The following is a 14,217-nucleotide window of genomic DNA, read 5'->3' as shown; positions in this document are numbered from 1 at the left end:
GCGCGTGCGGCGCCCGGCGCGGGCTTGATCTCGATCGGCGCCGGCAGCGGCGCCAGGTGTTGGCTGATCACCGGCGGGGCAATCGGCGGCACGATGGCGGGACGCGGCGCGACCATCCGTGGCGCGGTCCGGCGCGTATCGCGGCCCGGCACGTCCGATGGCGATGACGTGGCCGATGGCGGCAACGCCTGCGGCGTCTCGGGCGCAGCCGGTGGCGAAATCGCGATCGGCAGCGTGCCCGCCGGCGCCTCGCCGCGCTCCAGCAGATCGAGCCGCTTGGTCTCGCGATCGATCGCGCGCACCGCAAGCCACGACGACAACGCGGCGACATCGACGCTGCGGTCGAGCCGGTCCGGCGATCCCGCCGCGAACACCTGAATCTCCGGACGCACGCTGGACGAGCCCATCGCCGGCATCGTCAGGCTGGCGCGAATATCGGCCTGGTCCGCCGCGATATCGTAGCCGCCCGACACCATGGCGCGCGCGCCATCGGCGTCGAGTGGCGTGGCGCCGACGCGCAGCCGGCCATCCTTGATCAGAAACGGAATCTGCGCTGACGCCACCAGCAGCGCGCCTGCGGCCAGCGCGGGCTCGACGACCTGGCGCAACCGCGCGTCGTCGGTGGCGACGCCCGTATCGCTGGCGCGGATCGCCGCCTCGAACGCCGCGGGATCGAGGCCACTGATGCGCGCGGCTTCGAGGGTCACCACACCATTGCCGGCCAGCGCGCCTGCCAGCGCCGACGCGCTGCGGCCCTGGCTCGCCAGCGTTAGGCGCAGCGACGTCCGCCCCGCAGGCATCGCCAGCGATCGATAGCGCAACGCCGTGCCATCGACGCCGGAAAACTCCACATGCGCGTTCATCGCGACGCCGGCCAGAACCGGCTTCGCATCGATGTCCGCGGTGAACTCGCCGCCGCCGAGGCCGCCCTTGATGGCGTCGATGCTGAGCGACTGTCCGTCGCTCTTGACGACGCCGCTGACCGGCCGCACCTCAACGCCGCCCGGCAGCGTGCCGCGCAAGGCCTGGAACGCCAGTTGGCCGCGCCAGCCCTGCAGCAGGCCGCGGCCGAGCGGCTCGGTGACGTCGTGGCCGCGCGTGCCGATCGCCAGCGCGAACGCCGGTGCCAGCTCGATGGTGTCCATGCCGACCTGGCCGTCGATCGCCTTCTCCGCGCCCAGCGTCAGCGCCACTTTTCCGCGCAGCCGCGCGCCGGCCACGGCGCTGTCGATGTCCTCGAAGCTCAGGCGGTTGCCGGCCAGCGTCACGCGCGCGGACAGGCTGACATTCTGCGCCAGCGGATCGGTCGGCTTGAGATCGAACAGCGGCGCTAGGTTGGCGCGCCGCACGCTAAGCGCGACGGCGCCGCTCGGCTGCTCGCCCCACGGCTCCGCCGTTCCTTGCGCATCGGCATCGAGTTCGACGCCGGCGAACGTGACCTTGACGCGCAACGGCGCGCGCCAGACCCCCGCTGCGGAAGCATCGAGACGGAGCGGCGCATCGCTGGCCGCAATCGCGCCATCCAGTCCGAGCAGCGCGAGCAGCGGCTTGCCCTGCCCCGCCAGTTGCGACTCGATGGCGACCTCGCTGCGGGACAGCGCGTCCAGATCGATGCCGCGCATCGCCGCGACGGCCGGCGTCGCCGTGATCGTGGTGGCTCCCTTGAGCTGCGGCGCGTCGAGTTCGACGACGGCGCGCGCGACGGCGCGGTCGGCGCGCTGCGCATCCTTGGTGAGGTCGAGCGCCAGCTTGACGCTGACGGCACCCTTGGCCGGCGTCATCGCGTTGAGCCGCACGGCCACCGCCGGCGCCAGCGGCGCGAGCAGCGCAGTGACCTGCCCCATTGAAGCAGACCTGGCATTCACGGCCAGCCGGCCGGTGGCATCGATCCGGTCGAACGACCCGCTGCCGTCCAGCATCAGGCCGCTGGCCTCGCCGACCCTGAAGCGACCCAGCGAAATCGTTTTCGCGCTGTAGCCAAGCTGCGCCACGAAGGGCCGCATCTCCTGCCCCGCCGACACCGCGCGTCCGATATCCAGCGACAGTTGGCCGGCGTCTGGCCATTCCGCCTGCGGCCCGGCGAGTGAGCGGATCAGCGCGGTGGCCGCATCGAGATCGAGACGGTCGGCTTTCAGCTCCGCATCGAAGCGCGAGCCACCGGCCGCGTTCGCATTCGCAAAAGCCACGCGGCCTTCCACGGTGCCGCCGTCGATCTCCGCCTTCAGCGCCTCTACCGCAACGCGGTCCGCGGAGGCATCGAGGTTGCCGCGCACGCGCAGCGGCTTCTGGTTGCGGTAGGTGATGTCGCTGCGCCCCTGCAGCCACGCGGCCAGCGTGTCGGGATCGCTGGAGTCGATGCTGACCGCGCCCTTGAAGCCACCGGATGGTCCGGACGGGGCGACGGCGCCGGACAGCGCCACGCGGGTAGTGCCCGGCGCGCGAAGTTCAAGACGGTCGATGGTCCATGCTGTCTTGTCGCCATGCAGATCCGCGCCAAAATTCTGCACCGGACGCCCGCCCAGCATGATCTGTTCGGCGCCGATCTCGATCTGCGCCGGCACCGGAGCCGGCGGTATCGACGCGATCAGCTTGCGCAGCGCGGGCAGCAGTTTCGTCTTCTCGTCGCTGCCGCTCTCCTTGGCGAAGAACCGATCGGCGTCGAACTGCTTTGCCGACAGCACCGCGTGAAGCAGCGGCGACGTGCCGAAACGAAGGTCGGCGAGACCGGCCAGTTTCAACGCGGCGTCTTCGGTGCCGTAGCTGGCCTCCAGCGCTTCGAGCTGCGCGGCGGCGGGATCGGCTTTTACCTTGGCCGAGATCCGCCACGGCGTCGGCAACTTGTCGCCGGCGCTCTTGATCTTGAGCCCGAGCGGGCTGGTCAGCACGAGCGCACCATCGAAGCGCGGCATCCGGGCATCGAAATGCAGCACGCCGTCGAGATCGACGACGAGCGGTCGCGTTCCCGCGTCGAGGTTCAGGTGAACGCGGGTGCCGTTGCCGTCAACGGTCTGGCCCGATGACATCCGAAACGGATAGCGCTCGCCCGACAGCGTGAAATTGCCGTCGCCGCGCATGGCGCCCGCGGCCAGTGAACGCACATCGCCGCTGAATGCGATGTCGTTGAGCTCGAGCGTGCCGCGGCTGGCCGCATCGCGCAGCGCGACGCGGCCGGTGAGGTTCAGCCGGTCGATCGCCAGCCCGCCGAGATTGAACGGCCCGGTCGAGGCCGGCAGTTCGACGCGGCCTTGCGCATCGAGGCCGAGATCGATGGCCGCGCCATTGATGGTGAGTTCGGTGGCACGCCACTCGCCGCGCATCAGCGAACTCAGGTTGAATTCCACGTCGAGCCGCTCGGCGCGGATCTTGCCGGGGTCGTTGGGACCGCCGATGGCCACGGAGCGCAGCCGCAGCGACGGCGCCGGCAGCAGCCGCGCGTCCAGCGCGCCATCGACCCAGACCCGCATCCCGACCACGCGCGAGGCTTCCGCCTCGAACTGCGGGCGAAACTGGTTCCAGTCGATGAAATATGGCCCGATCAATGCCGCAACCAGCGCCATGATCACGGCAATCGCCAGGCCGAGCAGCGTGGTCTGCACCGGATCTCCCTTGAGCATGTCGGCGTGACGCCGCCTCGCTTGCCGAGCGAGGCCATTCCAGATCGCCTACGGCGGTTGCGCCGCAAACCGCGATGCCGCCCTGAAAACGCCGGAGGTCGGTCAACTATACGGGTAACTGTGGCGAAGTCACAGCGCCGTGCGATCCCGGCTTGCGCATTCGCGGCCCAGTCGCGGCAAATGGCCCCGCTATCGCGGGCTCGCGGTCCGCTTATCAACGGGCCATCGCATCCACCCGATGACGATCACGACATAAACACCCGCCGCCAACATGGCGAGAAGCGGTAACGGGGCCAGCTCCCAGATTGTGACGCTGGCTGCGAAGCCGGCAACGATGCTGATGAGAAAGGCGACGGTGCTGACCGCAATGGCGATCAGCCCGCGCCTCCAGCCGCGAAGACAGAAGATCGTGCCGATGGCAACGATATGCGCCAGCAGCGCCACGAACATGGCGACACACCATGACGGCGGCGGGATCCACAACATTTGAACACGGAATATTTGGGGTTAGTTGCTGCCCTCTTTGTCCGTAGCGGGAGGGCAAAGGTTCAGCGCCGAGGCCACCAGACCCTAGTTCGAATCCGCCAGCGGCCTGATTCCGCCGTTACCCGACTGCGCGCCATGGGCCAGATGCAGTCGTCCGGCGACGACGCGGACCTTGCCCGGCGCGGCCATCCAGATCGCCGCGGCGGCGGCGAGGCTGATGAAGGCGCCGATCGCAAACGCCAGCGTGTAGGTGCCGGTGGCGTCGTGCAGCGCGCCGGTGACGAACGGACCCGCGGCGCCGCCGGCCAGCGCGGCGAGCATCAGCGTGCCAAAAATGCTGCCGAAATGCTCGCCCTGAAAGATCTCCGCGACCACCGCGCCCATGATCGAGGTGACGCCGTAACCGAGCAGGCCCTGCGAGATCACCATCACATAGACCAGCAGCAGGCTGGGCTCGTATTGCAGCGCAATCAGCGCCGCGAAGCAGATCGCAAAGCCGACGCCGCTGACGGTCCAGATCCATTCGCGGCCGATCCGGTCCGAGAGGTGGCCGAGGAAGATCTGGCCGGGCACGCCGAACAGGCTGACCATGCCGAGCGCCCAAGCGGCGACGCCGGGCGTGAAGCCGATATCGAGCAGATACTTGGTCTGGTGCACCTGCACCGCGTACCAGGAATACAGTCCGCCGAAGAAGCCCAGCGCCAGCCACCAGAACCGCGCGGTGCGCAGCGCGCGAGCCAGCGTCCAGTCGATGCCGACCCAGGCGGGATCGGCAACATTCGACAGCGGCTTCGCCGAGGACGCGGTCGGCGCCGCATCGCCATCCGGCAGCAGGCCGATGTCCTGCGGTCGCTTGCGCAGCAGCAGGTTGATCGGAACGAGCACCACGAGAACCATGATGCCCAACGCCGTGCAGGCGGTGCGCCAGCCGGTCTGTTCGATCATCGACTGCACCCACGGCAGCACCGTCACCGAGCCGATGCCGACGCCGGCAAAGGCAATGCCGATGGCCAGGCCGCGCTTGCGGCTGAACCAGTTCGGCAGGTACAGCGATTGTCCGGAATAGCCGAGGCAGATGCTGCCGGCGCCGACCAGCACGCCGATCGTGAGATAGAGATGCCACGGCTGCGTGGTCAGCGGCGCCAGCAGCAGACCGGCCGCCATCAGCCCGGTGCCCAACTCCATCACCGCGCGCGGCCCGGCCCGGTCCATCAAGCGGCCCATCAGCGGGCTCATGATGGCGGATACCAGAAAGCCGAACGAGAACGCGCCGGCAGTGACACCGCGATCCCAGCCGAACTCGTTCAGGATCGGCGGGAAAAACAGCGAGAACGAGGTGCGGGCATTGACCCCGATGGCCATGGTGACGAACGTCACGGCGACGATGATCCAGCCGTAGAAGAACGGAAGCCGCATCGGGCGAGCCTTTTTCTTGGACGCGCTTGCGCCGGATATGCCGAAATTTAGCGCGGGATCGGTCACACACTCATTTAGAGGTGCTACAGTATTATGCAACCTTCAACTATTTAGAAACGGTGAGTTTGTTGAACGTCCGGGCGCATTTTCCCGCACGCCGCTTTCGAGTCTTGCGTCAAAACTGTGGCAAGATCTTACCGGGGTTGAAAATGTTATGCGGATCAAGCGCTTGCTTGATCGCGCGCATCGATTCCAGCGCCTCTATGCCCAATTCGGCCTTGAGATACTTTTGCTTGCCCTGGCCGATGCCGTGCTCGCCGGTGCAGGTGCCGCCCATCGCCTGCGCGCGTTCGACGAGCCGGTGCATGAAGGCCTCGGCGCGCGCGACTTCGTCGGCATCGTTGCGATCGCACAGCATCGAACAATGGAAATTGCCGTCGCCGACGTGGCCGACAATCGGCGCCACCAGATTCATGCGCGCGAGATCTTCTTCGGTCTCCGCGACGCATTCGGCGAGCCTCGAGATCGGCACGCAGACATCGGTGGCCGCGACATCGGAGCCCGGCCGCAGACTCTTCACCGACCAGTAGGCATCGTGGCGCGCCTGCCAGAGTTTGGTACGGTCTTCCGGCTTGGTGGTCCACGTAAACGCGCCGCCGCCGCACTCTTCGGCGATCTCGCGAAAATTCTTCGACTGCTCGGCGACTTCGGCCTCGCTGCCATGGAATTCCAGCAGCAGCAGCGGCGTTTCCGGCAGCGTCAGTTTCGAATAGGCATTGCAGCAGCGAACCTGCGCTTCATTGAGCAGCTCGATGCGCGCCACGGGAATGCCAGTCTGCACCGCGAGGATCGTGGCCTGGCAGGCGCCTGCCACGGTCGCGAACGAACACGCCGCCGCGGCGATGGTCTCGGGAATGCCGCGCAGTTTGATCGTCAGTTCGGAGATGATCCCGAGCGTGCCTTCGGCGCCGACGAACAGATGGGTGAGGTCGTAGCCGGCGGATGATTTCTTCGCCCGCGTGCCGGTCTTGATGATCTCGCCGTCGGCGCGCACGACTTTCAGCGCCAGCACGTTGTCGCGCATGGTGCCGTAGCGCACCGCGTTGGTGCCGGAAGCGCGGGTCGAGGCCATGCCGCCGAGCGAGGCGTCGGCGCCGGGATCGATCGGAAAGAACAGGCCCTGGTCGCGCAGGTTTTCGTTCAGCGCCTTGCGGGTGACGCCGGGCTGGATCACGCAATCGAGGTCCTCGCTGTGGACTTCGAGAATTTGATTCATATCGCGCAGATCGATGCAGATGCCGCCGGCGGGGGCGTTGACCTGGCCTTCCAGCGAAGTGCCGGTGCCGAACGCGATCACCGGCACTTTGTTCGCGGCGCAGATCCGTACCACGTCCTGAATGTCGGCTGTTTCCTGCGCCATCACCACGCCATCCGGCGGCTGGTTGGCGATCCACGTGGTGGTGTGGCCGTGCTGATCGCGCACCGCCTGCGACGTGATCAGCCGGTTGCCGAACCGGGCAGCCAGCGATTCCAGGGCAGAGGCCAGCGCGTTGGGCTCTGGGCGTTTCAGGTCGATGAGTGCAGCCACGTGAAAATCCTCCGGCGCGCGGGACCGTGGCAAAGGATGTATAACGGGTCAAGGGATGTTGGATTTTTGCGACAGGAATCAACCATGACGATGACGGCCGAGCCAACCGATGACCTGCTGCGACAGCCAGTGCCGTTCCTGTCGTCGGTGATGCCGATCGAGCCGCAGTGGATCGACTATAACGGCCATCTCAACATGGCCTATTACAACGTGCTGTTCGACCGCGCGATCGACGAACTCTGGCTGAAGCTGGGAATCGGGCCGGGATACATGAAGGCGCGGCAGCACTCGACCTTCACCGCCGAATGCCACGTCCGCTATGTCAGGGAAATTCACCTCGACGATCCCGCGCAGGTCTCGGTCCTGGTGGTGGCGGCGGACGACAAGCGTATCCACACCTTCAAGGAACTGCGCCACGCCACCGAAGGCTGGCTGTCGGCGACCTCGGAAAACATGACGCTTCACATGGACATGACCGCCCGCAAGGTGGCGCCCTTCCCGCCAGACATCCGCGCGCGCGTGCAGGCCTTGGCGGACGCCCATCGTCCCGTTCCGCGTCCCGAGGGCATCGGCCGAAGCATCGGGATGCCCTCGAGAAAATAGCTCCGGTCAGGCTCGGCCACGCCCGCGCAACAGGCCGACGACGGCGGAGATCAGGAACAGGATGATGGCTACGAAGAAGATCATCTTGGCCATTTCGATCGATGCGCCGGCGATGCCGCCGAAACCGAGCACGCCGGCAATCAAGGCAACGATGAGAAACGTAACGACCCAGCCGAACATGGCGCCAACCTCAGTTTGGTTTTGACGCGGCGTCATCGCCGCGCCTCATGCGGTTACAAGCGAGATTCGGAACCAAAGTTCCCGGACCGACGTACCGGCCGGATCAACGAAACGAGAGCAGCCTGCCGCCCGCGATTCGGCTCCTCTGGGGTCGGGCGCGGGGATAACTCTGTCGCCAGAGCCCTCAGGCTCCTATATGCGGATTGATCCTGCTATGAAGGCTCCCCTTTGAGGCCCCACGGTGCCACCGTGGATGGAAGACGATTCGCATGACTGAACCGCGCAAAGTGCCGAGCAACGATCTCCCCGCCTACCAGCCGGCGGCGGGCGGCATCGGCGCGCGCGCGCGCGCTCAGGCGGCTCCCGCGCAATATCTGACCGGCCTGAACCCCGAGCAGCGCGACGCCGTCGAGACTCTCGAAGGCCCCGTTCTGGTGCTGGCCGGCGCCGGCACCGGCAAAACCAAGGTGCTGACCTCACGGATCGCCCACATCCTCAGCATGGGCCGCGCCCGGCCCAACGAGATCCTGTCGGTGACCTTCACCAACAAGGCGGCGCGCGAGATGAAGCACCGGCTCGGCGCCATGCTGGGCCAGGCGGTCGAGGGCATGCCGTGGCTCGGCACCTTCCATTCGATCGGCGGCCGCATCCTGCGCACCCATGCCGAACTGGTGCAGCTCACTTCCAATTTCACCGTGCTCGACGTCGATGACCAGATCCGGCTGCTGAAGCAGTTGTTGGCCGCCGACAACATCGACGACAAGCGCTGGCCGGCGCGGATGCTTGCCGGGCTGATCGACGGCTGGAAGAACCGCGGCCTGACGCCGTCGCAGGTGCCGTCCGGCGAAGCCGCGGTGTTCGGCAACGGCAAGGGCGGCAAGCTCTACGCCGCCTATCAGGACCGGCTCAAGACCCTCAACGCCGCCGACTTCGGCGACCTGCTGCTGGAGTGCATCCGGCTGTTCCGCGAGCACCCCGACGTGCTGCGCAGCTACCAGCAACGTTTCAAGTACATTCTGGTGGACGAATATCAGGACACCAACGTCGCGCAGTATCTTTGGCTGCGGCTGCTCTCGCAGACGGGGACGGCTCCGCGCGCACCGATCGGTTCTCAAGCCGTGGCAATAGAGAGCTCCGCCAGCGAAGGAACAGAAGTGGCGTCGCGGGTCCCGCGCAACATCTGCTGCGTCGGCGACGACGATCAATCGATCTATGGCTGGCGCGGCGCGGAGGTCGATAACATCCTGCGCTTCGACCACGATTTCCCCGGCGCCAAGATCATTCGCCTCGAACGCAACTACCGCTCCACCGGCCATATTCTCGCCGCCGCCTCGCACCTGATCGCGCACAACGAAGGCCGGCTCGGCAAAACGTTGCGCACCGAGGACGTCGATGGCGAAAAGGTCACCGTCACCGGCTCGTGGGATTCCGAAGAGGAAGCCCGCGCCATCGGCGAGGAGATCGAGCAGTTGCAGCGCGACGGCAACAAGCTGAATGACGTCGCGATCCTGGTGCGCGCCTCGTTCCAGATGCGCGAGTTCGAAGACCGCTTCGTCACCCTCGGCCTGCCCTACCGCGTGATCGGCGGCCCGCGCTTCTACGAGCGCGCCGAAATCCGCGACGCGCTGGCGTATCTGCGCGTGATCAATTCGCCGGCCGACGACCTCGCTTTCGAACGCATCGTCAACGTGCCGAAGCGCGGCCTCGGCGACGCCACCGTCCAGATGCTGCACGACGTCGCCCGCAAGCGAAAAATCCCGCTGTCGGAAGCGGCGCGCGCGGTGGTCGATACCGACGAGATGAAGCCGAAGGCGCGCGGCAGCCTGCGCGAGCTGATGCTCAACTTCGAACGCTGGCGCAAGCAGCGCGAGACCATGCCGCACGGCGAACTCGCCGAGATGGTGCTCGACGAGAGCGGCTATACCGACATGTGGCAGAAGGACAAATCCGCCGACGCCGCCGGCCGCCTGGAGAATCTCAAGGAACTGGTGCGCTCGATGGAAGAGTTCGAGAACCTGCAGGGCTTTCTCGAACACATCTCGCTGGTGATGGACCGCGAGGGCGGCGCCGACGAGGACGCGGTCTCGATCATGACGCTGCACTCCGCCAAGGGGCTGGAATTCGACAACGTGTTCCTGCCCGGCTGGGAAGAAGGCCTGTTTCCGCACCAGCGCGCGCTCGACGACCAGGGCCGCGCCGGACTGGAAGAAGAACGCCGCCTCGCTCATGTCGGCATTACGCGGGCGCGCAAGCGCGCCAAATTGTACTTCGCCACCAACCGGCGAATTCACGGCACCTGGAATACGACGATGCCGTCGCGCTTCCTCGACGAGCTGCCGGCGGCCAATGTGGAGATCACCGAGTCCAAGGGCGGCTCCGGCTGGGGCGGCGCGTCAGGCTACGGCCCGTCGCGGTTCGACAATGTGGAATCGTTCGGCTCGACCTATTCGACGCCGGGCTGGCAACGCGCCCAGGCCAACCGCCGCGGCGGCGGCAACAACGGCGGACAGGCCGGCGGCGGCTTCAACGAAAGCCAGTCGCCGTTCTCCGCCATGCGCCAGGAATCACCCGGCGGCTACTCGCGCGCCAAGCCGATGACGATCGAAGGCGAACTGATTGCCAAATCCACCGGCACCGAGTCGGCGTTTACGCTGCAGGACCGGGTGTTTCACCAGAAGTTCGGCTACGGCGCGGTAATCAAGATCGACGGCAACAAGCTGACCATCGCATTCGAGAAGGCCGGCGAGAAGAAGGTGGTCGATAGTTTTGTGGAGCGGGTGTGAGGATGCCGGTCTATATCGCGCTGATTCAGAAAGACGCCGGCGGCATTTTTCGCGTGTCATTTCCCGATCTTCCCGGCGTTGTAACGGCCGGCGACAGCCTCGATGAAGCTATCGAGGAAGCCGAGGAGACTCTCGAATACGCGGCCGGAGACTGGACCAATCCGGACGGCTCGGGCGACCTGCCATCGCCGCGCACTCTCGATCAATTGCGGAACGATCCGCACTTCGCCGACGCGGCCGATGGCGGGACGATTGTCGAGATCGATTACGAAGCCGCCGAGTAGCCATAAAATTGCCCTTCCTGCGATTGCGCTGCAGCAGCCTCGTTCCTATGTACGGACCCCGCGTCTAACGCGGCCTCCCGTTTGAGCCTCGGCTCCCTTTTTTCAGATTAAGTCCCCCCATGTCCCCCATCATTACCGTTTCCAACCTGACCAAGAGCTATGCCGGCGGCTTCACCGCGCTCAAGGGCATCGACCTCGAGATCAACCGCGGCGAGATCTTTGCGCTGCTGGGACCGAACGGCGCCGGCAAGACGACGCTGATCAGCATCATCTGCGGCATCGCCAATGCCACCTCCGGCAAGGTCGTGGTCGATGGCCACGACAATGTTGCCTCGTTCCGCGCCGCGCGCGAGATGATCGGGCTGGTGCCGCAGGAGCTGCACACCGATGCATTCGAGACGGTCTGGGCGACGGTCTCCTTCAGCCGCGGGCTGTTCGGCAAGCCGAAGAATCCGGCGCACATCGAAAAGGTGCTGAAGGACCTGTCGCTGTGGGACAAGAAGGACAACAAGATCGTCACATTGTCCGGCGGCATGAAGCGCCGGGTGATGATCGCCAAGGCGCTGTCGCACGAACCGCAGATCCTGTTTCTCGACGAGCCCACTGCCGGCGTCGATGTCGAATTGCGCAAGGGCATGTGGGAGGTGGTGCGGACGCTGCGCGCCGCCGGCGTCACGGTGATCCTGACCACGCATTACATCGAGGAAGCCGAGGAGATGGCCGACCGCATCGGCGTCATCAACAAGGGTGAGATCATCCTGGTCGAGGACAAGGCGGCGCTGATGCAGCAGCTCGGCAAGAAGCGGCTGAAACTGCATCTGCAAAGCAAGGTCGAAGCCATTCCACCAGGCCTGTCGGCCTACAATCTCAAGCTCGCGGACGATGGCAACCAGTTGATCTACACCTACGACACCAAGAGCGAGCGCACCGGAATCACCAGCCTGTTGGGCGATCTCCGTGAAGCCGGCATCCGTTTCTCCGATCTCGACACCACGCAGAGCTCGCTGGAAGATATTTTCGTCAGCCTGGTGAGGAAATGAGCATGAATTTCCGGGCCGTCAAAGCCATCTATCTGTTCGAAATGGCACGCACCTGGCGCACCGTGCTGCAAAGCATCGTCTCACCTGTCATCTCCACCTCGCTGTATTTCGTGGTGTTCGGCGCCGCGATCGGTTCGCGCATCACGTCGGTGGAAGGCGTCAGCTACGGCACCTTCATCGTGCCCGGGCTAGTGATGCTGTCGGTGCTGACGCAGAGCATCTCCAACGCCTCGTTCGGTATCTATTTTCCAAAGTTCACCGGCACCATCTACGAACTGCTGTCGGCGCCGGTGTCGTACGTCGAGGTCGTGCTCGGCTATGTCGGCGCCGCCGCCACCAAGTCGATCCTACTCGGCCTGATCATTCTCGCTACCGCCGGTCTGTTCGTGCCGCTGCACATCCTGCATCCGTGGTGGATGATCACGTTCCTGGTGCTGACCGCGGTGACCTTCAGCCTGTTTGGCTTCATCATCGGCATCTGGGCCGATGGCTTCGAGAAGCTGCAGGCGATCCCGCTGCTGGTGGTGACGCCGCTGACATTCTTGGGTGGCAGCTTCTATTCGGTGAGCATGCTGCCGTCGGGCTGGCGCACCATCACGCTGCTCAATCCGGTGGTTTACCTGATCAGCGGTTTCCGCTGGAGCTTCTACGAAATCTCCGACGTCAGCGTGGTCTGGAGCGTCACGATCACGCTGATGTTCCTGGCGATCTGCATGGTCGCCGTATGGTGGATCTTCAAGACCGGCTACAAGCTGAAGAACTGACCGCGCATCACGGCAAAGCAAAACGGCCCGGTGTTGAACCGGGCCGTTTTCTATTCAGGCGGACCGCAGCTTAGCGATAGCAATGGAAGCGGTGACGTCGGTCATAATAACCACGACACTGGCGGCTACGGCCCTCGGGAATGCCGAGCACGCCCTTCACGCCGCCCACGGCGCCGCCGACGCCCAGACCGACAGCACCGCCCACCAGACCGCCGATCGGACCCGCCGCACGGTTGCCGTCGCGGGCACCCTGGTTCGCGCCCTGCTCGGCGCCGCGGAACACGCCCTGCGCCTGCGCGAAGTGCGGCATGGCGATCAACGCCAGCGTACCAGCGGCCAGCACAAAAGCGGTCTTGAAGCTGCGACTCGGCAAAGCAACGGTTTTGGTCTTCATGATGGTCTTCCTTTGAAGGGCGGCGATCCGCCCACATGATCTAGTGGGTGGCAACGTCCGATCGGGGGACCGGTTCCATTGGATATCTGGAAGCGATCAATGATGGGCGCGAGGACGAAAATCGCTACCTTGGACCCGATTTGGCCCGTTCCGTGCCTTGCTCGCGCCCCGCCCCCTATTAAGGATGCACGAAACTGTCACTGGAACAAATTCCGGCCCGTATGCATATTGGGGGCGGGGACGGCAGGCGGTTCAACAGGTTGCGGCCCGGAGGCCAAAGTTAACATGCGTTCGCTTATGATGACCGTGATCGGTCTGAGCCTTTTCGCCGCCAGCACTGCCGCGCAGGCCAAAATCGCCATTGCCATCGACAAGGACAATCAGGAAATGACCGTCGCCGTCGATGGCGTCGAGAAGTACCGCTGGCCGGTGTCCTCGGGCGATCCGGCGCATGAGACGCCGAATGGCAGCTTCCAAACCTTCCGCATGGAAGAAGATCATTTTTCCAAGGAGTTCGACGACGCGCCGATGCCGAACTCGATCTTCTTCACCAGGAAGGGCCACGCCATCCACGGCACCGACTCCGTCAATCGCCTCGGCACACCCGCGTCGCATGGCTGCGTGCGGCTGTCGCGCGACAATGCCGCCACGCTGTATGCCCTGGTCAAGCAGGATGGCCTTCTGACCACCACCGTCACCCTGACCGGCTCGGCCTCGGTAGCCGTGGCGCGCAATCCGCGTCCAAGCAGGCCCGCCGCCGTCGCGCGACGCCAGGTCGCCCCCGCCGAGCCGTCCTATGACGCCGCCGGCAATCCGATCGAGCTTGTGCCGCAGCCGATGGTGCCGAGCCGCCGCGTGCAGCGCCAGGTCGTGCAGCAGGATGACGGTTACATCTACCCGGCCGATGGCAGCTCGAACGACCAACGCTACCCGGCACCTCCCGGCTATCGCCGCATGACCGATGCCGAGACGCAGCAATATTACGCCAGCCGCCGGATGTACCAGCCGCAGGTTTACGCGCCTCGGCCCTATCAGCCGCGCGGCTTGTTCGGCGGATATCAGAGC

At 65.5% G+C, this 14,217-nt stretch carries 12 protein-coding genes; 6 read left to right on the top strand and 6 right to left on the bottom strand.

The genetic code is table 11. The features are described from left to right. From JWR89_RS22150 to JWR89_RS22135, 4 genes are all read right to left on the bottom strand, one after another. A partial coding sequence (locus tag JWR89_RS22150) for an AsmA family protein (RefSeq protein ID WP_299720166.1) occupies window positions 1-3,614 on the bottom strand: 3,614 nt, incomplete at its 3' end. Window positions 3,615-3,803: 189 nt separating this feature from the next. Beyond that, window positions 3,804-4,064 (bottom strand): hypothetical protein, encoded by a 261-nt coding sequence (locus JWR89_RS22145; protein ID WP_299720165.1) that lies wholly within the window; start codon window positions 4,062-4,064, stop codon window positions 3,804-3,806. A 120-nt stretch (window positions 4,065-4,184) separates the two neighbouring features. Continuing rightward, the gene (locus tag JWR89_RS22140; protein WP_299720164.1) at window positions 4,185-5,516 is read right to left on the bottom strand and encodes an MFS transporter; all 1,332 of its coding nucleotides are present in this window, start codon (window positions 5,514-5,516) and stop codon (window positions 4,185-4,187) included. A 175-nt stretch (window positions 5,517-5,691) separates the two neighbouring features. Beyond that, entirely contained in the window at window positions 5,692-7,104 is a 1,413-nt protein-coding gene (locus JWR89_RS22135; protein WP_299720163.1) for an FAD-linked oxidase C-terminal domain-containing protein, read from the bottom strand. 84 nt (window positions 7,105-7,188) lie between these two features. Between JWR89_RS22135 and JWR89_RS22130 the strand changes: the two genes are divergently transcribed. Next, complete coding sequence (locus tag JWR89_RS22130) at window positions 7,189-7,707, top strand: thioesterase family protein (RefSeq protein WP_299720162.1); 519 nt, start codon at window positions 7,189-7,191, stop codon at window positions 7,705-7,707. Between the two features lie 6 nt (window positions 7,708-7,713). Here JWR89_RS22130 and JWR89_RS22125 read toward each other — a convergent pair whose 3' ends face one another. Then, window positions 7,714-7,887 carry a DUF1328 domain-containing protein gene (locus tag JWR89_RS22125; RefSeq protein ID WP_299720161.1) on the bottom strand — a complete coding sequence of 58 codons (174 nt, stop codon included), beginning with the start codon at window positions 7,885-7,887 and terminating at the stop codon, window positions 7,714-7,716. A gap of 269 nt (window positions 7,888-8,156) precedes the next feature. Here JWR89_RS22125 and JWR89_RS22120 point away from each other — a divergent pair, with 269 nt between their 5' ends. The 4 genes from JWR89_RS22120 to JWR89_RS22105 all read left to right on the top strand — a co-directional run bounded on the left by JWR89_RS22120 (window position 8,157) and on the right by JWR89_RS22105 (window position 12,758). Beyond that, window positions 8,157-10,670 carry a UvrD-helicase domain-containing protein gene (locus tag JWR89_RS22120; protein WP_299720160.1) on the top strand — a complete coding sequence of 838 codons (2,514 nt, stop codon included), beginning with the start codon at window positions 8,157-8,159 and terminating at the stop codon, window positions 10,668-10,670. Window positions 10,671-10,672: 2 nt separating this feature from the next. Then, window positions 10,673-10,954, top strand: a complete 282-nt coding sequence (locus tag JWR89_RS22115; RefSeq protein WP_299720159.1) for a type II toxin-antitoxin system HicB family antitoxin — start codon at window positions 10,673-10,675, stop codon at window positions 10,952-10,954. A gap of 119 nt (window positions 10,955-11,073) precedes the next feature. Further along, the gene (locus JWR89_RS22110; RefSeq protein ID WP_299720158.1) at window positions 11,074-11,994 is read left to right on the top strand and encodes an ABC transporter ATP-binding protein; all 921 of its coding nucleotides are present in this window, start codon (window positions 11,074-11,076) and stop codon (window positions 11,992-11,994) included. 2 nt (window positions 11,995-11,996) lie between these two features. Further along, window positions 11,997-12,758, top strand: a complete 762-nt coding sequence (locus JWR89_RS22105; protein ID WP_299720157.1) for an ABC transporter permease — start codon at window positions 11,997-11,999, stop codon at window positions 12,756-12,758. Window positions 12,759-12,828: 70 nt separating this feature from the next. Here JWR89_RS22105 and JWR89_RS22100 read toward each other — a convergent pair whose 3' ends face one another. Then, window positions 12,829-13,152 (bottom strand): hypothetical protein, encoded by a 324-nt coding sequence (locus JWR89_RS22100; protein WP_299720156.1) that lies wholly within the window; start codon window positions 13,150-13,152, stop codon window positions 12,829-12,831. Window positions 13,153-13,437: 285 nt separating this feature from the next. Here JWR89_RS22100 and JWR89_RS22095 point away from each other — a divergent pair. Next, a partial coding sequence (locus JWR89_RS22095) for a L,D-transpeptidase (protein WP_299720155.1) occupies window positions 13,438-14,217 on the top strand: 780 nt, incomplete at its 3' end.

Origin of the sequence: Tardiphaga sp. (genome assembly GCF_028290785.1) — a bacterium.
Taxonomy (GTDB): domain Bacteria; phylum Pseudomonadota; class Alphaproteobacteria; order Rhizobiales; family Xanthobacteraceae; genus Tardiphaga.
Note: the sequence above shows the minus strand (reverse complement) of the source record. Positions and strands in the feature narration are given on the sequence as shown.